This is a genomic window from Streptomyces caelestis, assembly GCF_014205255.1.
Taxonomy (GTDB): Bacteria; Actinomycetota; Actinomycetes; order Streptomycetales; family Streptomycetaceae; genus Streptomyces; species Streptomyces caelestis.
Genome location: NZ_JACHNE010000001.1, coordinates 6,770,518 through 6,789,832, shown reverse-complemented (window position 1 = coordinate 6,789,832; position 19,315 = coordinate 6,770,518). Strand labels below are relative to the sequence as shown.

The window sequence follows — 19,315 nt, the reverse complement described above, 5'->3', positions numbered from 1 at the left end:
CGCGCATGCCGCCCCACCTGTGCCGATGCGACACTGACCGGCGGATGGCCGGAACCCGACGGCGGAAGACGTGGACGACGGAGGCGGACGATGGACGAGGAACGGGCTCGGGACGTACTGGCCGCGGCGGGAGTACTGCCCGGTGCGGCCCGCGGGGCACGATTGCTCGCACTGGGCGAGAACGCGGTGTTCGCCGCCGGTGAGCTGGTCGTCAAGGTGGGCCGCGACGCCGAACTCCTCGACCGGGCGCGGCGCGAACTGGACATCGCGCTGTGGCTCGCCGAGGCGGGTGTACCGGCGGTACGGGCGGCCGGGCCCGAGCCCCTGCTGGCCGACGGGCACCCGGTGACGGTGTGGCACCGGCTGCCCGATGCCGTACGGCCCGCCGAGCCGCGGGATGTGGCCGAACTGCTCCGGGGCGTGCACGCCCTGCCCGCGCCCTCCTTCGCTCTGCCGCGCCGTGATCTGCTGGGTGGCGTGGAGCGTTGGCTGCGGCTCGCGGGGGACGCGATCGATCCCGCGGACGCGGCGTATCTGCGGGAGCGGCGGGACGGGTTCGCGGCGCAGGCGGGTGGGCTGACGCCCCGTTTGACGCCGGGGCCCATTCACGGGGACGCGCTTCCTCGGAACGTCCATGTCGGCCCCGATGGTCCCGTTCTCGTGGACCTGGAGACCTTCTCGGCCGACCTGCGCGAGCACGATCTGGTGGTCATGGCGCTTTCCCACGACCGCTATGGGCTCCCGGACGAGGCGTACGACTCCTTCACCGAGGCGTACGGCTGGGATGTGCGGGAGTGGGAGGGGTGTTCGGTGTTGCGTGGGGCCCGGGAGACGGCCAGTTGTGCGTGGGTGGCGCAGCATGCGCCGAGTAATCCGAAGGCGCTGGCGGAGTTTCGGCGGCGGGTGGCTTCGCTGCGGGAGGGGGACGAGACGGTGCGGTGGTATCCGTTTTGAGCGGCTGTGGTTCGAGGGCTATGCGCTGCTGCCCTGGATGCCCTGGGCGGCTCGGCGTAGTTCCGTGAGGACCGTGCGGACCGCTGTGCGGGCCGTGCGCTCGGGGCGGTAGAGGGCGTCGATGTGCCGGCGTGCCTGCGCTCCGCTGAGCGGCCGGAGCACGAGCGCCGGATGCGGGCGCATGGTCCAGCGCGGCATCAGGGCGATACCGCCCCCGGCCGCCACGACCTCGGCGACCACCGAGAACTCGTTGATGCGATGGGCGAGATGGAGCCTGCGGCCCGCCGCGGCGGCGATGGCCTCGATCGTCGCCAGGACCGGGAACCCCTCGTGCACGGTGATCCACGGCTCGTCGGCCACATCGCGCGGGGTGACGCGGCGCTTGGCGGCCAGGGGGTGGTCGGCGGGCATGGCCACGTCCAGCGGCTCCCGCAGCAGCGTCGTCGTGGCCACCGTGTCCGGCCATGGCGGGGCGTGGTCCAGGCGGTGGGCCAGGACGACGTCGTACTCCCGTGTGAGCCGGGGGAAGTCCTCCTGCGGTACGTCCTCGTCGGACAGCCTCGGCACCGGTTTGCCCGGACCGGCCAGCGCGCGCAGCAGCGGCGGGAAGAACGCGGCGCCCGCGCTGTGGAACGCCGCCACCGACACCTCGCCGTCGGGCCGTCCGACGAACTCCTCGACGGTGTGCCGTGCGCGTGCCAGCGCCGTCTCCACCTCCACGGCCGCGCCCGCCAGCGCCTGCCCGGCGTCGGTGAGCACGAGTCGTCGTCCCTGGCGCTCGGTGAGCGGCACCGGGATCGCGCGCTGCAGCAGCCGCAGTTGCTGGGAGATCGCCGACGGCGTCACCAGCAGCGCCTCGGCGACCGCCGTGACGCTGCCCAGTTCGCCGAGCTCCCGCAGGATCCGCAGCTGACGTTCGTCCATCGCCTCAGTGTAGGGACGATGTAGAGCCGCTAAATGATCGTTTTAGAGACTGGTACTGGGCTTCACGGATGGCTCCGGTGCACCGTAGGCGGGTGTCCGACGTACGCCGTACCGATGCGGTACTCCTCCTTGTCGCGCTCGTCTGGGGTTCCAGTTATCTGTCCGCCCAGACGGCCACTGCCGCGCTCCCCGTCCTGCTGGTGCTGTTCGCCCGCTACGCCCTCTCCGCGCTCGCCTGCCTCGGCGTGGTCGCCGCCCGACGGCGCGGGTCGCGCCGCTGGACGCGTGAGGAGCTGCGGGCCGGTGTGCCCCTGGGGCTGACCCAGGCCGCGGTCCTGGTCGTGGAGACGTACGGCGTCGCCCACACCAGCGCCGCCAACGCCGGACTCATCATCAGTCTGACCATCGTCCTCACCCCGCTCCTCGACCGCGGCGGCCGCCGTGGCGCGCTGCCTCCTTCCTTCTTCGCCGCGACCAGTGTGTGCGTCCTGGCCGTCGGGCTGTTGATGTCCGGCAACGGCTTCCACGCGCCACGCCTCGGCGACCTGCTGATGCTCGGCGCCGCGCTGATCCGGGCCGTGCATGTCGCGCTGGTCGGCCGCTTCACGACCGGGCGGGCGATCCGACCCCTGCACCTGACGACGGTGCAGACCCTGGTCGGCACGGTCCTGTTCGTGCCGGTCGCCGCCCATGACCTGCCGACGCTGGTCCGCACGGACCCGGCGACCTGGGCCCAGTTGGTCTATCTGGCCCTGTTCTGCAGTGTGTTCGCCTTCCTGGCGCAGACCTGGGCCGTGCAGCGCACCTCCGCCAGCCGGGCCAGCCTGTTGCTGGGCACCGAGCCGGTCTGGGCCGTCGCGGTGGGCATCACCCTCGCCGGCGAACACCTCACGCCCCTCACCGGCCTCGGGGCGGCCCTGATGGTGGCCGGTACGTACTGGGGGCAGGCGGTGGAACGCGCGCACCGAAGCACACCCGGCCCCCTGCCTCCCTTGTCGCACTCCTCCGACAAGGAGTCCACATGCCCGACGGCACCCACCTCGACCCCAGCCCGCACGACACCAGCCGACACGGCACGTACGACCACCTGATCCACCTGCTCGACTCGCCCTCCGTCGATTACCGCCTCATCGACCACGATCCCGAAGGCGCCACCGAAGCCGTGCGCGCGTTGGCCCGGGCGTCCGGCCTGCGAGGCCGCGAAGTGCATCGCGCTGCGGGTCAAGGTGGACCGCCGCACCACACGCCACGTCCTCGTGCTCGTCTCCGGGGACCGGCGGGTGGGCCTGGACGCCGTCAGGGCGATGCTCGCGGCCCGCTACGTGGGCTTCAGCGACCCCGAGACCGCCGAACGGCCGGCCCGCGCCGTGTGCCTGGCACAGTCCTGCCGTTCAGCTTGCTGTACTTCAACGCGGCCCGGCTCGACCGCTCGCTCCTCGTCTCGGACGCCGACCACGAGCGACCGGCCCAGCCCCGCATCGAACGCATCGCGGCACGCGCACCGGCGTGACGGGGGAAGCGTCGGGCCTTGTGACGGGCGGGCGCGGCCTACGCGTCCGCCAGCTCCCGCAGCGGCCATGCCCCGTCCACCAAGGCCGTCGCGTCGCCCTTGCCGCGCAGGAAGCTCTGGAAGTCCGCCGCCCACTGCGCGTGTCGTGGAGCAGTTACGCGCTGCCGCACGCTCCGACATCGACCACGCAGTTCGTCGACTGACGGCTGCCGGGGCAGGAGAATGCGGGTCGGACGCAGGCTGCGGGCGTAGACGGCCATGTCGTCGTCGACGACCTTGGGTCGCCCACCGGGTCGGCCGCGCTCGCGGGCGGAAGCCTGGCCGTCGAGGGCGCCCGGCAGTTCGACACCAGACTGGTGACGAGCCGCACTGGGGGGATATCCCCCTTCCGATCATGGGGTGTGCCGGATCGCGTCCCGTTGGGGGCGAATCTAGCGTTCAGCCATGACTTGGACTCTGCGAAAGCACCTCGCCGTGTCACTCGGTGTCGCTATGCTGCTCGCCGCCGGGGTAGCCATCGACGGCGCCCAGCCCGCTGGTCCCTCCCCCGTGAAGCAGTTAAGTCGGGACACAGAGGCGATCCACGCCCTCGGTATCAGCGGTGTGCAGGCCCGCGTCATCGCGCCTGACGGTCGGCAGTCGGTCGCCATCAGCGGCACCGCCGACGTGAACACCGGCCGCCCGGTTTCTTCCGACGGCTACTTCCGCATGGCCAGCACATCCAAGACGCTGGTCGCCACCGTGGTCCTCCAACTGGAGACCGAGGGCAGGCTGTCCCTGGACGACACGGTCGACCACTGGCTGCCCGAAGTGGTGCAGGGCAACGGCAACGACGGCAGCCGGATCGCCGTCCGCCAACTGCTCCAGCACACCAGCGGCATCCACGACGACCTGCCCGGATACACCACGCCGGAGGAGTACTACCAGCAGCGCCACGACGTCTACAGCCCCGAGCAGCTGGTTGCCCGCGCCATGGCCCACGCGCCGGACTTCCCGCCCGGCGAGGGCTGGGCGTATTCCAACACCGGCTACGTCCTGCTCGGCATGATCATCCAGAAGGCCACCGGGCACCCCGCCCACCAGGAGATCGAAGACCGCATCCTGCGCCCGCTCGGCCTCGACCAGACCCGGTGGATGGACACCTCGCCCACCCTGCCCCGGCCCCACGCCCAGGCCTACCAGCTCTTCGGCCCCGGCTCCCGGGTGGACGTCACCGACCAGATACCGGTGGCCTACGAGAACCTTTCGTGGGTCACGACCACGCGGGACGAGAACCGCTTCTTCCGCGCGCTGCTCGACGGCCGCCTGCTACCGGCACGGCAGCTGGCCAAGATGAAGCAGACCGTCCCCGTGAGCGCGGAGGTCCAAGAGCTGTGGCCCGGCGGCCGATACGGTCTCGGGCTAGTCGAACGCCCTCTGAGCTGCGGAGGAACCTACTGGAGCCACGAGGGAGGGGACGGCGGCTACATCACCCTCAACGGCGTCACCGACGACGGCAGGCGAAGCGCCGTGGTCTCCATGTCCGAGGCGCGCGGCGACACCGTGCAGCACATAATGGAGCAGGAGAACGCGGCCAGCGCCCTGATCGACCACGCACTGTGCGCCGGGGGCCGAAGCACTCCGTAAGCGGAGACATCGTCGCGGTTGGCGAGGTGCGGCGCTCGATGGTGCCGCAGATCAGTGTCGCGCACCCCCCGCCTCGCCCTCCCATAGCCCTTTCGGGGTCACCTCAGTGATACCCCTGTGTACGGCACGACTGGCCAGGCCGACTCGATCGTCACCTCAGGGTTCGAGGTCCGGCGGAGGTATTGCTGCAACGAAGCCGCCTGCTCGGCCGCCGCGCGAACCTGGAGATCGTGCAGCTCCGCAGGCCCCAGCGTTCCTATGACCGAATGTTTGATGCCCATGGATCGCGCCGCACGCGCTGCGGCCACCGCATCCGCAACCGCGTTGTGCGCGTCGTTGAGCGGCACACCGTAGTGCTCGCAGAGCGCCTGGAGGTTTCTTGACCCCTTCCTGTATCGGTCGACGTGCTTGTCCAGGACCAACGGGTCGATGACGGGCGATAGCGAGGCCCCTTCACGCAACCGCTTGACCAACGGCTCTATCCCATACCGCCGGCACTCACGGTCAAGGAGCGAGAGGTCATACCGCGCGTTCATCACCACCAGCGGAGTTCCCGAGTTCAGGACTTCGGCAACAGCCGAGGTGATCTCCTCGATCGCGGGAACTGGCGCACCCCCATGTCGGCGCGCATGTTCCGTGGAGATGCCATGGATGGCCGAAGCCTGTCGCGGGATGACCACCCCTGGGTCGACCAGCCATGTCCGGGCTTCCGGCGGCCGCCCATTCGGGTCCACAGCCACGACCGCCGCGGTGACGATCCGGTCGGTCTCGATATCGGTCCCTGTCGTCTCCAGGTCGAAGGCCACCAACGGCCCACTGGTCCAGCTCATCGCAGGGCCCCACCCACCAGGGCCTCCTGAGACATCTGAGACGCATCCGAAGTGCGTGGATAAAAGGCGGCGTTGTAGGCGACGACCGGCACGCCCGCCTTCCAGTAGGAGGTGAGGACGTCGGCGAGGGCGTCCGCCACCTGGTCGGCCGGTCTGCCCTCGGCTGCCGCCCGCTCGTTGCTGATGCCGTGCACCGCCACCGCGTCCTCGGGGATCGGCACCCCCGGATCGGCCAGCCACTCCCGGCGCCCCATCGGCTCCCCGCCCCTGACCTCGATCACGGCTCCCGTGACGATGCGCGCCTCGCGCGGATCCGTGCCCGTCGTCTCCAGGTCGAAGCCGATCAGCAGCTCCCGGTGCCAGCCCATGGGCGGCCCCCCTTCTTGTGGTGCGTTCCCCCAGTGGCCTCCACCTTCCCACGCACCACTGACAATCAGAGGACCACCTTCCGCTTCGGCCCTGCGACGACCGGGCGAACCACCACAACCACACCACCACAACCGCCGCACAGCGGGGCACAGTTCACGACACCGGCCGCGAATCCGCCCACATCACCTCGAACTCCTCGCGATAGGTGGGGAAGAGGCCGCTTTCGTCGATCTCGCCCGACTTGACCACCTTGCCGCTGTTGCGCAGCACGAACACCGGTGCCTCCATGCCGCGGGTGCGGCGCAGATAGTTCTGCACGACGGCGATGCCGTCCGCCCCGTCGCCGTCGACCAGATACGCCGTGAAGCGGGGTGTCTCGTCGAAGACCTGGATCTCGAAGGCCCCGGGGTCGCGCAGCCGGGCCCGCACCCGGCGCATGTGCAGGATGTTCATCTCGACGGCCCGGCTGAGCTCGCCGCGCTTGATGCCGAGTTCGCGCTCGCGCCGCTTGACCGCGCTGGAGGCCGGGTTCAGGAACAGCAGCCGTACCCGGCAGCCGGACTCGGCCAGCCGGACCAGGCGGCGGCCGGAGAAGTTCTGCACGAGCAGGTTGAGGCCGATGCCGATGGCGTCGAGGCGGCGGGCGCCGCCGAAGATGTCCTCGGCGGGGAACTGGCGCATCAGCCGCACCCGGTCCGAGTGGACGGCGACCACGTCGGCGTACCGGTCGCCGACCAGGTCCTCGACCGCGTCGATGGGCAGCCGGCGCGCGGACGGCACGTCACCGCCCGCGCCGAGCATCTCCAGCAGCCGGGCGGAGGCGCGCTCGGCCTGGTTCAGGACGGCCTCGGACAGGGCCCGGTTGCGGGAGACGACGTTCCGGGTGACCTCCAGCTCGTCCAGGGCGAGCTCGACGTCCCGGCGGTCGTCGAAATAGGGCTCGAAGCAGGGCCAGTGCTGCACCACCAGCTCGCGCAGCTGCGGCAGGGTGAGGAAGGACAGGACGTTGTCGTCGGCCGGGTCGAGGAGGTAGCCCTTGCGGCGGCTGACCTCGCGCACGGCGACCGCGCGCTGCACCCACTCCTGCCCGGCGGGTCCGGCGGCGGCCACCACCCAGTCGTCGCCGTGGACGGGTTCGTAGACGGGTCGCAGTACGGCGGCGACGACGGCGCGCAGCCGCTGCTCGACGAGGTTCAGCCAGATGTAGGCCCGGCCGGCACGCTGGGCACGGGTGCGCACCTCGCGCCAGGCGTCGGCGTCCCAGTCCAGTTCCGGACCGATCGAGCCCGTCGCGTCCATCGGCCGCGCCAGGGACACGGCACCGGTCGGGACGTCTGCGGAGTTCCCCTCGTGACCCTCGTCACCAGGGGGCAGCTCCAGCCCTCCCGAGCCCACCCGCGCACCGCCTTCCGCTCCCCCGAGCACTCCCCTTGTCAACGATCAAGGAAGGGTACTCCGGGAGCGGTCGGCGGTGCAGCCGGATGGGCAGGGTAGTTCGCGACTGTGCGGCGGCCGGCGCCCGTCCTGCGGGGCGAGCCCGGCAGGAGTGAGCGGATTCATAGCGGCCGGTCTTCTACGACCCGCTCCGTCGCGCCGTCGGCCACATCTTCCCGATACTTCCCCAACAGCCCCGGGAGTATCACTTGCCCCGCGAGTTCGGTATAACGCATATGCACTGGTCACTCGGTAAGAGGGACATAAGTCATAGGAGGTTCCCTCACTTTCGAGGAGACTCGGGGCCAAGGCGTCCCCACCGGCGCCGCTCACCTGAAAGAGTCGTATCCATGCAGGTCTGGCCTGGAGAGGCATATCCACTCGGTGCCACGTACGACGGCGCCGGCACGAACTTCGCGGTCTTCACGGAGGCCGCGGACCGAGTAGAGCTGTGTCTGCTGCACGACGACGGCTCGGAGACGGCGATCGAGCTCCGGGAGAGCGACGCGTTCGTGCGGCACGCGTACCTGCCGGGCATCATGCCGGGGCAGCGGTACGGGTTCCGGGTGCACGGCCCGTACGCCCCGGAACGCGGGGTGCGCTGCAACTCCGCGAAACTGCTGCTCGACCCGTACGCGCGTGCGATCAGCGGTTCGATCAGCTGGGGCGAGGAGGTCTACGGCTACCACTTCGACGATCCCGACCGGCGCAATGATCTCGACTCGGCGCCGCACACGATGACGTCGGTCGTGGTCAACCCGTACTTCGACTGGGGCGACGACCGCCTGCCGCGCACCGATTACCACCACACGGTGATCTACGAGGCCCACGTCAAGGGCCTCACCATGCGGCACCCGGGCCTGCCGGAGGAGCTGCGCGGCACCTACGCGGCCCTCGCGCACCCGGCGATCATCGAGCATCTCACCGAGCTCGGCGTCACGGCCCTGGAGCTGATGCCCGTCCACCAGTTCGTGAACGATCACCGTCTGGTCGACATGGGCCTGAACAATTACTGGGGCTACAACACGATCGGTTTCTTCGCCCCGCACAACGCCTACGCCTCCTGGGGCGACCGGGGCCAGCAGGTGCTGGAGTTCAAGTCGGCGGTGAAGGCGCTGCACGAGGCCGGGATCGAGGTGATCCTCGACGTGGTCTACAACCACACCGCCGAGGGCAACCATCTGGGCCCGACCCTGTCCTTCAAGGGCCTGGACAATTCGCGCTACTACCGGCTGACGGACGACCCCCGCTACTACATGGACACGACAGGGACCGGAAACTCCCTGCTCATGCGGTCCCCGCACGTGCTCCAGCTGATCATGGACTCACTGCGGTACTGGGTGACGGAGATGCACGTCGACGGATTCCGCTTCGACCTGGCGGCGACGCTCGCCCGGCAGTTCCACGAGGTGGACCGGCTGTCGTCGTTCTTCGACCTGGTGCAGCAGGACCCCGTGGTCTCGCAGGTCAAGCTGATCGCCGAGCCGTGGGACGTGGGCGAGGGCGGCTACCAGGTGGGCAATTTCCCGCCGCTGTGGACCGAGTGGAACGGCAAGTACCGGGACACCGTGCGCGACCTGTGGCGGGGTGAGCAGCGCACGCTCGCGGAGTTCGCCTCGCGGCTGACCGGCTCGTCCGACCTGTACCAGGACGACGGGCGGCGCCCGCTGGCCTCCATCAACTTCGTGACCTGCCACGACGGCTTCACGCTGCACGATCTCGTGTCGTACAACGACAAGCGCAACGAGGCCAACGGCGAGGACAACCGGGACGGCGAGAGCCACAACCGGTCCTGGAACTGCGGCGCCGAGGGCGAGACGGACGACGCGGACGTGCTGCGGCTGCGGGCCCGGCAGATGCGGAACTTCATCGCGACGCTGATGCTGTCCCAGGGCGTGCCCATGATCAGCCACGGCGACGAGTTCGCCCGCACCCAGCGCGGCAACAACAACGCCTACTGCCAGGACAACGAACTGGCCTGGGTCGAGTGGCCCGAGGAGGGGGAGGACGCCGAGGGGGGTCTGAGCAGGGAGCTGCTGGCCTTCACGCGCGCGATGGTGTGGCTGCGCCGGGACCACCCGGTCTTCCGCCGCCGGCGCTTCTTCCACGGCCGGCCCGTGGAGGGCACCCACGACGACCTGTCCGACATCGCCTGGTTCACCCCCGAGGGCCGGGAGATGACCCAGCGGGACTGGGACTCGGCACGGGCCTCGGCCCTGACGGTGTTCCTCAACGGCAACGCGATCTCGGAGCCGGGCCCGCGCGGGGAGCGCATCACCGACGACTCGTTCCTGCTGATGTTCAACGCCTCGCCCAAGCCCCTGGAGTTCCTCGTTCCGGTCAACCACGGGCGGCAGTGGCAGGTGGTGGTCGACACGGCCCGCGCGGACGGTGTGCCGCCGGGGACGGGTCCGAAGGTGCAGGCCGGGGACCGGCTGACCCTGGCCGACCGGAGCATGACGGTGCTCCAGCGGCCCGTGTAGCGGGGCCGGCGGCCCGTGCGGCCGCCCTTCGGGACTCCGTCGTCACGTCCCTTGCCGCGTCGCCCGGAAAGAGCCACTCGTCCGGGCGACGCGCGGGACACCTGGCGCGCGCGATGACACGAACGGCGGCGGGGTGGGTACGTAGGTTTGCATGACACCTGAGCGACCTGACCCGGTGGTGCCCACGGCCACGTACCGGCTGCAGCTGCAGCCCGAGTTCCCGTTCGGGGCCGCGGCGGCCGTCGTGCCGTATCTGGCCTCGCTCGGCGTCTCGCACCTGCATCTGTCCCCCGTCCTGGAGGCCGTGCCGGGCTCGATGCACGGCTACGACGTCGTCGACCACGCGCGCGTGCGCGAGGAACTGGGCGGCGAGGAGGGACTGCGGACGCTGGCGCGCACGGCGCGCGAGCACGGGCTCGGCCTGGTCGTGGACATCGTCCCGAACCACATGGCCATGGCCCCGCGCCACAACCGCGCCCTGTGGGAGGTGCTCCGCGAGGGCCCGAAGTCGCCGTACGCGCGCTGGTTCGACATCGACTGGGAGGCCCAGGACGGCCAGGTGCTGCTGCCGGTGCTCGGCGGGCCGCTGGGCGAGGTGCTCGGGGAGCTGCGCGTCGACGGTGACGTCCTGCGCTACTACGACCATGTGTTCCCGCTGCGCGAGGGCACCGAGGACCTGCCGCTGCCGCATTTGCTGGACGCGCAGTGGTACCGCCCGGTGTGGTGGCGGCTGGCCCGGACCGAGCTCAACTACCGGCGGTTCTTCAGCATCTCCGAGCTCATCGGGGTGCGGGTGGAGGACCCCGAGGTGTTCGAGGCCACCCACGACAAGATCCTCCAGCTGCTCGGCGAGGGCGTGATCGACGGGCTGCGCGTCGACCATCCCGACGGGCTCGCCGACCCCGACGGCTACCTCCGGCGGCTGCACGAGGCGACCGGCGGCCGCTGGACGGTCGTGGAGAAGATCCTGGCCGACGGTGAGCAGCTGCCGGCCTCCTGGCCCGTCGCGGGAACCACCGGCTACGACGCCCTGCGGCACGTGGACGGGCTCTTCACGGACCCGGCCGGGTTCGGGGACCTGCTGGGCCGGTACCGGCGGTTCGCGGCCCCCCAGACGGACCGGGGCGGGCAGTGGGAGGCGACCGTGCGGCGGGCGGCGTACAAGGTCCTCACGCACGAGCTGGCCACCGAGACCGACCGGCTGGTGCGGGTGGCGGCCCGGCTGTGCGCGACCTCGCCGGAGCCGGCGCTGCGCGACCGCGCGCCCTGGGCACTGCGCACCGCGCTCCAGGAGCTGCTGGTCCGGATGGAGGTCTACCGGCCGTACGAGTCCGTCGACGCCGCGTCCGTGGTCACCGAGGAGGCCGCCGCCGAGGCCCGGCTCGCCTTCGCCGTGCCCGAGGAGGCCGGCGCGGTGGACGTCGTACGGGACCTCGTGCTGGGGCGCTACGGCGACGGGCCCGCGCAGGTGGAGTTCCGGACGCGGTTCGCTCAGACCTCGTCGGCGCTGCGGGCGAAGTCCGTGGAGGACACGGCGTTCTACCGCTACGTGCCGCTGCTGTCGGCCACCGAGGTGGGCGGGAATCCGGGCCGGCCCGCGCTGTCGCCGGAGGAGTTCCACGCGTACTGCGCGCGCGTGCAGCGCGACTGGCCGGTGACCGGGACGGTCGCCACGACGCACGACACCAAGCGCAGTGCCGACGTCCGGGCGGCGCTGCACGTGCTCACCGAGTGCCCGGACCGCTGGGCGGACGTCCTCGCCGAGGTGACCCGCACCGGCGAGGGCGTCCCCGACGCGCAACTGGCCTGGGCGGCGTGGCAGACGGTGTTCGGGCTGGGCCCGGCCTCGGGGGTGCGGGAGCGGGTGCAGGGGGCGTTGCTGAAGCACGTGCGCGAGGCGGGCTTGTACACCAGCTGGACCGAGCAGGAGCCGCCGTACGAGGAGGCGGTGGCGCGGTTCGTGGCGGCCGGGCCGTGCGGGGCGCCGAGCGAGCGGGTCGCCGCCTTCCGGGACTCTCTCGCACCGCACATCCGGGCGAACGTGCTGGGCACGGCCCTGGTCCAGCTGACGATGCCGGGTGTGCCGGACGTCTACCAGGGCACGGAGGCCGAGTACCGGGCGCTGGTCGACCCCGACAACCGGCGGGCGGTGAGCTTCCCGCCCGAGGAGTCCGGCACGACATCCGGGGAGAAGGCGGCGGTGACGCGGGCGGCCCTGGGGCTGCGGGCGCGACGGCCCGACGCCTTCGGCGACACGGCGACGTACATGCCGCTGCCGGCCGAGGGACCGGCGGCGCAGCACTGCCTGGCGTTCGTCCGCTCCGGCGAGGCCCTGACGGCCGTCACCCGCCTGTCGCTCCGGCTCGCGGAGGCGGGCGGCTGGCAGGAGACCCGGCTGCCGCTGCCGCCGGGGCGCTGGGCGGACGTACGGGAACCCTGGCGGGAGTTCACGGGGCACGCGCGCGTGGAGGAGTTGTTCACGGGGCTGCCGGTGGCGTTGCTGGAGCGGGTGGGCGACTGAGGCCGGGCGGATGTACGGCGCGGCCGGGCGAGCGAGCATGCGGGGAGCACGGCAGCACGCAGAGTCGGCGGCACGCGAGGCCCCGCACGCCGGCAGGCGGCGTGTGGGACGCGTCATGGCGCGTGGGCGTGCGAGGGGCGACAGCCCGGCACGACAAGCGGGCCTGCGAGGTGTGACAGCCCGGCACGGCAAGCGAGCACAGGAGGCACCGCACCGCAACAAGGCGAGCGAGGACGCTCGGCACCGCACGCCGGCAGGCGAGCTGGGTGTGCGAGTCGCGGCAGCGCGACACGCCAGGCGGGCGTGCGGAGCGCGGCATGGCTAGGGCGTACGCGGGCAGCACACCCCGGCGAACGCGCGTGGCCTGGCGCCGGGGCGCCCTTGGCGTCGCGGCGTCACGCGCGCGTGGCCGCCCCCTATCCCGCCCGGCCGTGCCCTGGTCAGGCGACCGCGGATCCGTCCTCAGGACAGTCCTGGTACGCGCGCAGCGGCGAGGCGGGAGCGGCACGCGCGTGGGGCCACACCGACCGCAGCAGGTTCACGAAGGCCTCGGCGGCCCCGGTCGGTGGCAGGCGGGAGAAGACCGTCAGCGTGCGTTTCCACGGCGGGTCGGGGGTGAGGACGACGCAGCCGTCGCCGACCGCGTCGCGCACGAGGTGCGAGGGCACGGCGCAGACGCCGACCCCGGCGGCGGCCATCCGTACCGCCGTGGAGCTGTGCTCGGTGAACACGGCGGTGCGCGGGGTGAATCCGGCCCGGCCGCCGGCCCAGTCGAGGAAACGCTCGCCCTGGACGACGGGTTCCATGGCACAGCGCACCCAGGGGCGGTCGGCGAGTTCGGACAGCGTCACCGTCGTACGGCCGGCGAAACGGTCGTCGAAGGGCACCACGAGGACGATGCCCTCCTCACCGACCGGCACGACGGTCCCCGGCCAGTCGGCGGGCGCCGGGCCGACGGCGAGGTCGGCCGCGCCCCGCTCGACCTGTTCCTCCAGAGCCTGCGAGGAGGCGTACTCGTGGAGGTGCAGCAGTACGCGGGGATGGGCGGCGTGCCAGCGGGCGAAGACGTCCGGGAGGACGCCGACCGCGACGGAGTGGACGGCGGCGATATGCAGTTCACCGCCCTCGGCACCGGCGGCGGCGCGGGCCGCGCGACGGGCCTGCGCGGCGCTGCGCACGGCGAGTTCGGCGTGCGGCCGGAAGGCGCGTCCCATCGGGGTCAGGCGCACCCCGCGCGGCATGCGCTCCAGCAGCGCGCCGCCGACCGACCGCTCCAGGGCCTTGATCTGGTGGGAGAGCGCGGGCTGCGAGACGTGCAGGAGCTCGGCCGCGCGAGTGAAGGACGCCTCCTCGACGACCGTCAGGAAGTACTCCATCTGCCGCAGGCTCATGGACGGCCCCTCCCATAAACGCCCTGCATCGATTCCACAAGAACATTGCCTTGGACTCATGGCAAGGGCCGGCCGGAGGCTGAGGGCATGAACTCACCGGACGTCATCGTCATCGGCGGCGGCACGGGCGGCTACAGCACCGCCCTGCGCGCCGCGGCCCTCGGGCTGGACGTCGTGCTCGTCGAGCGGGACAAGGTCGGCGGGACGTGTCTGCACCGCGGCTGCATCCCGAGCAAGGCGATGCTGCACGCCGCCGAACTCGTCGACGGCATCGCCGAGGCACGCGAGCGCTGGGGCGTGAAGGCGACGCTGGACGCCGTCGACTGGCCGGCCCTGGTGGCCACGCGCGACGACATCGTGGCCCGCAACCACAGGGGCGTGGAGGCGCATCTCGCGCACGCGGGCGTGCGGGTGGTGAGGGGCAGCGCGCGGCTGACGGGGCCGCGCTCGGTGCGGGTCGAGGGCGTGGACGGCGAACCTGGCGTGGACGGCGAACCCGGCGCCTATGACCTCTCCGCGCGCCGTGGGCTCGTGCTCGCGACCGGCTCACGGCCACGCACGCTCCCGGGGCTCACACCGGACGGGTGGCGCGTGGTGACGAGCGACGACGCCCTGTTCGCGCCCGGACTCCCGGCGTCCGTGCTGGTGCTCGGGGGCGGTGCGATCGGTGTGGAGTACGCCTCGTTCCACCGCTCCCTCGGCGCCGACGTCACCCTCGTGGAGGCCGCCGACCGGATCGTGCCGCTGGAGGACGCCGATGTGAGCCGGCATCTGACCCGCGGCCTGAAGAAGCGCGGCATCGACGTGAGGACCGGCTCCCGGCTCCTGGACGCCGAGGTCCTCGACGACGGGGTACGCGCACGCGTGCGTACCGCCCGGGGCGAGACCCTCGCGGTCGAGGCCGAACGGCTGCTCGTGGCGGTCGGGCGGGCCCCGGTCACCGACGGCCTGGACGTGGCCGCCGCGGGCCTCACCACGGACGGGCGCGGTTTCGTCGTACCGGCCGACTGGGACCGGCTGGAGACGGCCGTGCCCGGCGTCCACGTCGTGGGCGACCTGCTGCCGCCGCCGTCGCTCGGACTGGCCCACGCGTCGTTCGCGGAAGGCCTGCTGGTGGCCGAGACGCTGGCGGGCGTGCCGTCCGCGCCCGTGGACTACGCGGCCGTTCCCCGGGTCACGTACTCGTCGCCGCAGACCGCGGCCGTGGGTCTGAGCGAGGCCGAGGCACGCGCGCGTGGGCACGAGGTGCAGATCAACAGCATGCCGCTGACCGCCGTCGCGAAGGGCATGGTGCACGGGCAGGGCGGCATGGTGAAGGTCGTCACCGAGACCGGCGGCGGACGCGTGCTGGGCGTGCACCTGGTGGGACCGCACGTGTCGGAGATGATCGCGGAGAGCCAGCTGATCGTCGGCTGGGACGCGGAGCCGTCCGACGTGGCCGGGCACGTCCACCCGCACCCGACCCTGTCGGAGGCGGTCGGCGAGGTGTTCCTGACCCTGGCCGGACGCGGGCTGCACCAACAGTGACACCGCGCCGGTGACGCCACGCCGCCGGCGGTGGCGGCGGCACACCGTCCAGGGCGCCCTGCTGCGCACCAGCCGCCCATGCTTCCGGGCGCCCCCTGGAGCCTCCCCCATCGCGCCCTTGACACCGCACCATGGCCGTGGGGTACTGCGATGGCGAACTCGGGTGGATATGACGGGGGTGAGTGTCCTGCCGGAGATGCGCTACCCGACAGTGGCCGAACAGGTCTCCGCTGCCCGGGAGCTGGCCGCTCACCGACCCGGGGTGTGCACCCTGCGGCAGGTGGGTGCCTCGCGCGCGGGCAGACCTTTGTACCTGCTGTCGGTGGGGCGCGCCCGCCGCGCCGTGCTGGTGGTCGCGGGCGCCCACGCCAACGAGCCGACCGGCTCCTGCACACTGCTCGCGCTGGCCCGACGGGCGCTGCAGGAGCGGGAGTTGCGCGACGGCATATCCTGGCACTTCCTGCTGTGCGCGGACCCCGACGGAGCGAGCCTGCACGTGACGCCGGCGCCGCGCAGCCTGTTCGACTACCACCTCGGCTTCTTCCGCCCCGCGGGCCCGGAGCAGCCGGAGTGGGCGCCGTCCCTGCTGCCGCCCGACCGGCTGCCGCCCGAGACCCGGACCCTGACCGGCGTCATCGACGAGCTGCGCCCCTACCTCCAGGTGACCCTGCACGGCACGGACCTGGGCGGCAGCTGGGTGCAGCTGACGAAGGACGTGCCCGGGCTGGCCGAGCCGTTCGCCAAGTCCGCGGCGGAGCTGCACATCCCGGTGGAGACCGGCGCCTCGGACGCCGCGGGCTGGCCCGCCTCCGGGCCGGGGGTGCACGTCATGCCCGCGCCGGGGACGGGGCCCGCGTACCCGAGCCTGCCGGACGACGCGCGGCACAGCACCTGGTACCACGCCCACCGGTACGGCGGTCTGACCGCGGTGGTCGAGGTGCCGATGTGGGCGAGCGACCTGGTGGACGATCCGGCTCCGCATCCGGCTCCGGCGGCGGCGATAGGGCGCCTCGCGCGCCGGCTGCAACGGGACGCGCTGGAGGTGACGCGGGTGCTCGACGGCGCGCTGCCCCGGCTCACGGACCTGGACGGGCCGTTGCTGCGGGCCGCGCGGTGGGGGCTGGCGCTGGTGCCGGGGCTGGCCGACGACCTGGTGCGCACCCCGCCCGCCGACCGCACCCGGGCGTACGTCGGCAGCGTGGACGCGTTCGCGCGCCGCGTGCCGTTGCGGGCGGCGGCGATGCTGCGGCGGGTGCTGCGCGGGACCGACGACCGGGCGGCCGAGCAGCTGGAGGAGCTCGTGGCGACCTGGAGCGACGCTTTCGCGGAACGTTTCCGCGCCCGCTGGGTGCCGTTGGAGCACCAGATCGAGCACCAGTCCCGCACGGTGGTCGCCGCGGCGCTGCACGCGCGCGAGGGGGCGTCGTAGACGCCCCTGCGACGTCACGGATCCCCGGTGGCCGGTAGCTGGCGGCCGGAGGCGAGCACCGGCCCCCTCCGCGCCGTCACCGAGGGCGTCACTCCCGCTGCATCGGCACCGCCGCCCCTGACTCCCGCCCCGGCTCGCCCGAGCGGGAGGACGCGCGCTCGTGCCGCCCGGCCAGTTCGAAGGCGGCGAGCACGACCCGTGCCTGGTACTCGGCCTGGCGTGCCACCGGGATCCAGCGCGCCCCGCAGCCGTCGCGGTAGTCGGCGCACCACTCGTCGATCAGCCGGTCCAGCTCCGGCAGCGCCCCGGCCGGGTCGTGGCCGGCAGCCCGCACGAGCTGGTGCAGGAGCCCGGCGGTGCGCAGGGCCAGCCGTCGCCCGGAGATGCGCAGGGCGGCGAGGTGGGCGGTGCTCAGGGCCGGAAGAGGGTGGGCCGCGCCGTCGCCGGTGTCGGGGTCCCAGGCGTCGGCGAGGCCGGGACAGACCAGTAAATAGTCGTCGACCGGGGCGAGCAGGCGCGCCGCGTCGGGCACGGCGGCGAGATGCGGCCGGATGCGGGCCAGGAGGTGCCGCAGGAGCCTCGTGTCGTCGCGCAGGGTGCGGCTCACGGCCCGCCGCACCGCGTCCGGGTCGGCGGGCGGGGAGCCGTCCGCCACGGCCGCCACGCCCCACATGGGCGCCTCGACGACCGCGGTGAGAGTGCCGTGCCGGTGCGGGTGGAGCCACGTCGACTCGACGGCGGCCTCCGTTATGGCCGCGGCCAGGTCACCCCGGCGCGGCGGCGGTATCCGGTAGACGGCGGGTCCGAGGCCGGGCCAGTACAGGGCGTCGTACGCGCCGAGCTCGCGCGGGATGCCGAGCCGGGCCGCGGTGTGCGCGACGCGCTGGGCGAGGCCGGGCAGGTCGTCGGTGAGCTCGACGAAGCCGCCGCCGACGTCCACGCCGTGCAGGGAACACTGGAGGAACGGCCGCAGTTCGTCCTGGACGTCGAGCAGGGCGCGGGTCTCCGGCAGGGCGGCGCCGGCCGCGCCGTCGGGCAGCCATTCGGGCTGTTCCAGGAACCCCGGCCGGAAGAAGTTCCGAAAGTACTCGCCGAGGGCGTACGGGCCGGTCAGCCAGCCCTCGTTGCGGCGCAGGCCGTCCGGGTCGAGGCACAGCAGCAGGTTCCAGGTGGCGTCGGCGCCCTCGGTGAGCCGCGCGTCGGCCAGCGCCCTCTCGGCCAGGCGCAGCACGGTGGCGCCGCCCACGGGTTCGTTGGCGTGGGGGCCGGCGACGACGAGCGCCTGACGGCTGCCGTGGCCGACGGAGAGCAGCCACAGGGGCGTGCCCGCGCGGGACGTGCCGATCCTGCGCAGCCGGGCCTTACGCGGGTGGCGGGCGACGAGGGCGGCGGCCCGGGTGCCCAGTTCGTCGACGGTCGGATAGCGCAGGAGGGGCGGCAGGGCACACCTCCCCAATGCGGCGCCGTCGCTTCACCAGCTGTACATGGCGTACACACAGTCAGTCACGACTTCAGGGGTACGTCAACACCGCGGAGCGCAACGGGTTTTGAGCCACTCCCCACGGATTGACAGCTGGTAAATGCAAGGCCAGAGCTAAGGCATGGCTCGGTTTCCGGTCAGCCGGCCGCGGGCCGGTTTTGGTCAGCCGGCCGCCAGCCGGAACATCATCCGCCCGAAGCCCACCTGATCGCCCTCGCGGACGACGGCCGCGCCGACCACGCGCCGTCCGTTCACCGTCGTGCCGTTGGTGGAGCCGAGGTCGCGCAGGACCCACATGCCGCCCTGGTGGCGGAGTTCGGCGTGGACGCGGGAGACGGTCTCGTGGTTGAGGCGCAGTCCGCTGGCGGGGTCGCGGCCTATGCGCAGCGGATGGCCCTGCGCCGGGTGGGGCAGCAGCAGCTTGGGCAACTTCTCGGCCTGCCAGGCTCTGCGCAGCCGTACGGTGAATCCGGAGACCGCCTCGACGGTGCCGAACACCAGACGGGAGAACCGGCTCTCCGTGGGCAGGTCGGCGGTGAGCACGGCGAGCTCGTCCGGGCGGCGGGCGGCGAGCGCCAGTTCCATGCGGCGGATGAACGTGTCGTGGGACAGGCGGCCCATGGCGACGCCGTCACGGAGCACCTTCAGCGCCCTGTCGCGCTCCACGTCGGACAGCCGCGCGGGGTACGTGTTGAACTCGAAGGACGACGTCACGCTCGTGATTGTCGGGCAGCGCGGCCGGGCTGTCCAGAAAACGGGAAAACGGCCGCCACGCGCCCGCATTCGCCCAGACCCGCCGCAAATGGGTGGATGCGCCAGCGGATTGATCGCGTTTTG

The 19,315-nt window shown here is 72.4% G+C and carries 14 protein-coding genes and 1 pseudogene; 7 read left to right on the top strand and 8 right to left on the bottom strand.

The genetic code is table 11. The annotated features are described in order from the left end of the window. Positions 1-90 precede the first annotated feature (90 nt). Complete coding sequence (locus HDA41_RS31015; protein ID WP_184989796.1) at positions 91-954, top strand: phosphotransferase enzyme family protein; 864 nt, start codon at positions 91-93, stop codon at positions 952-954. Between the two features lie 18 nt (positions 955-972). On the opposite strand, the gene HDA41_RS31010 is transcribed toward HDA41_RS31015, so the two are convergent. Beyond that, positions 973-1,878 carry a LysR family transcriptional regulator gene (locus HDA41_RS31010; protein ID WP_184989794.1) on the bottom strand — a complete coding sequence of 302 codons (906 nt, stop codon included), beginning with the start codon at positions 1,876-1,878 and terminating at the stop codon, positions 973-975. A gap of 92 nt (positions 1,879-1,970) precedes the next feature. Between HDA41_RS31010 and HDA41_RS31005 the strand changes: the two genes are divergently transcribed. Continuing rightward, positions 1,971-2,969 carry a DMT family transporter gene (locus tag HDA41_RS31005; protein WP_184989791.1) on the top strand — a complete coding sequence of 333 codons (999 nt, stop codon included), beginning with the start codon at positions 1,971-1,973 and terminating at the stop codon, positions 2,967-2,969. Positions 2,970-3,426: 457 nt separating this feature from the next. Here the strand turns inward: HDA41_RS31005 and HDA41_RS30995 are convergent, their stop codons facing one another. Next, positions 3,427-3,648: a hypothetical protein gene (locus HDA41_RS30995; protein ID WP_184994203.1), complete on the bottom strand. Its 222-nt coding sequence runs from the start codon at positions 3,646-3,648 to the stop codon at positions 3,427-3,429. A gap of 184 nt (positions 3,649-3,832) precedes the next feature. On the opposite strand from HDA41_RS30995, the gene HDA41_RS30990 reads away from it, so the two are divergent. Continuing rightward, the gene (locus HDA41_RS30990; protein WP_184989789.1) at positions 3,833-5,014 is read left to right on the top strand and encodes a serine hydrolase domain-containing protein; all 1,182 of its coding nucleotides are present in this window, start codon (positions 3,833-3,835) and stop codon (positions 5,012-5,014) included. A gap of 98 nt (positions 5,015-5,112) precedes the next feature. Here the strand turns inward: HDA41_RS30990 and HDA41_RS30985 are convergent, their stop codons facing one another. From HDA41_RS30985 to HDA41_RS30975, 3 genes and pseudogenes are all read right to left on the bottom strand, one after another. Beyond that, positions 5,113-5,844 carry a 3'-5' exonuclease gene (locus HDA41_RS30985; protein ID WP_184989787.1) on the bottom strand — a complete coding sequence of 244 codons (732 nt, stop codon included), beginning with the start codon at positions 5,842-5,844 and terminating at the stop codon, positions 5,113-5,115. A gap of 62 nt (positions 5,845-5,906) precedes the next feature. Next, a pseudogene (locus HDA41_RS30980) lies at positions 5,907-6,212 on the bottom strand (exonuclease domain-containing protein); the annotation flags it as partial. 154 nt (positions 6,213-6,366) lie between these two features. Beyond that, entirely contained in the window at positions 6,367-7,608 is a 1,242-nt protein-coding gene (locus HDA41_RS30975) for a DUF5919 domain-containing protein (RefSeq protein ID WP_230299529.1), read from the bottom strand. Positions 7,609-7,997: 389 nt separating this feature from the next. Here HDA41_RS30975 and glgX point away from each other — a divergent pair, with 389 nt between their 5' ends. Next, positions 7,998-10,130, top strand: a complete 2,133-nt coding sequence (gene glgX, locus HDA41_RS30970) for a glycogen debranching protein GlgX (RefSeq protein ID WP_184989785.1) — start codon at positions 7,998-8,000, stop codon at positions 10,128-10,130. Between the two features lie 151 nt (positions 10,131-10,281). Then, complete coding sequence (gene treY / locus HDA41_RS30965; RefSeq protein ID WP_184989783.1) at positions 10,282-12,651, top strand: malto-oligosyltrehalose synthase; 2,370 nt, start codon at positions 10,282-10,284, stop codon at positions 12,649-12,651. 440 nt (positions 12,652-13,091) lie between these two features. Here treY and HDA41_RS30960 read toward each other — a convergent pair whose 3' ends face one another. Beyond that, positions 13,092-14,042: a LysR family transcriptional regulator gene (locus HDA41_RS30960; protein ID WP_184989780.1), complete on the bottom strand. Its 951-nt coding sequence runs from the start codon at positions 14,040-14,042 to the stop codon at positions 13,092-13,094. Positions 14,043-14,129: 87 nt separating this feature from the next. On the opposite strand from HDA41_RS30960, the gene lpdA reads away from it, so the two are divergent. Both lpdA and HDA41_RS30950 read left to right on the top strand, forming a co-directional pair. Next, a complete protein-coding gene (gene lpdA, locus HDA41_RS30955) occupies positions 14,130-15,569 on the top strand; it encodes a dihydrolipoyl dehydrogenase (RefSeq protein ID WP_184989778.1) in 1,440 nt (479 codons plus the stop codon). Between the two features lie 178 nt (positions 15,570-15,747). Further along, positions 15,748-16,998, top strand: coding sequence for a M14 family zinc carboxypeptidase (locus HDA41_RS30950; RefSeq protein ID WP_184989776.1), 1,251 nt, complete (start codon positions 15,748-15,750; stop codon positions 16,996-16,998). An 88-nt stretch (positions 16,999-17,086) separates the two neighbouring features. On the opposite strand, the gene HDA41_RS30945 is transcribed toward HDA41_RS30950, so the two are convergent. Beyond that, positions 17,087-18,454, bottom strand: a complete 1,368-nt coding sequence (locus HDA41_RS30945; protein ID WP_184989774.1) for a M14 family zinc carboxypeptidase — start codon at positions 18,452-18,454, stop codon at positions 17,087-17,089. A 186-nt stretch (positions 18,455-18,640) separates the two neighbouring features. Continuing rightward, the gene (locus HDA41_RS30940) at positions 18,641-19,192 is read right to left on the bottom strand and encodes an FHA domain-containing protein (protein ID WP_184989772.1); all 552 of its coding nucleotides are present in this window, start codon (positions 19,190-19,192) and stop codon (positions 18,641-18,643) included. Between the last annotated feature and the right edge of the window lie 123 nt (positions 19,193-19,315).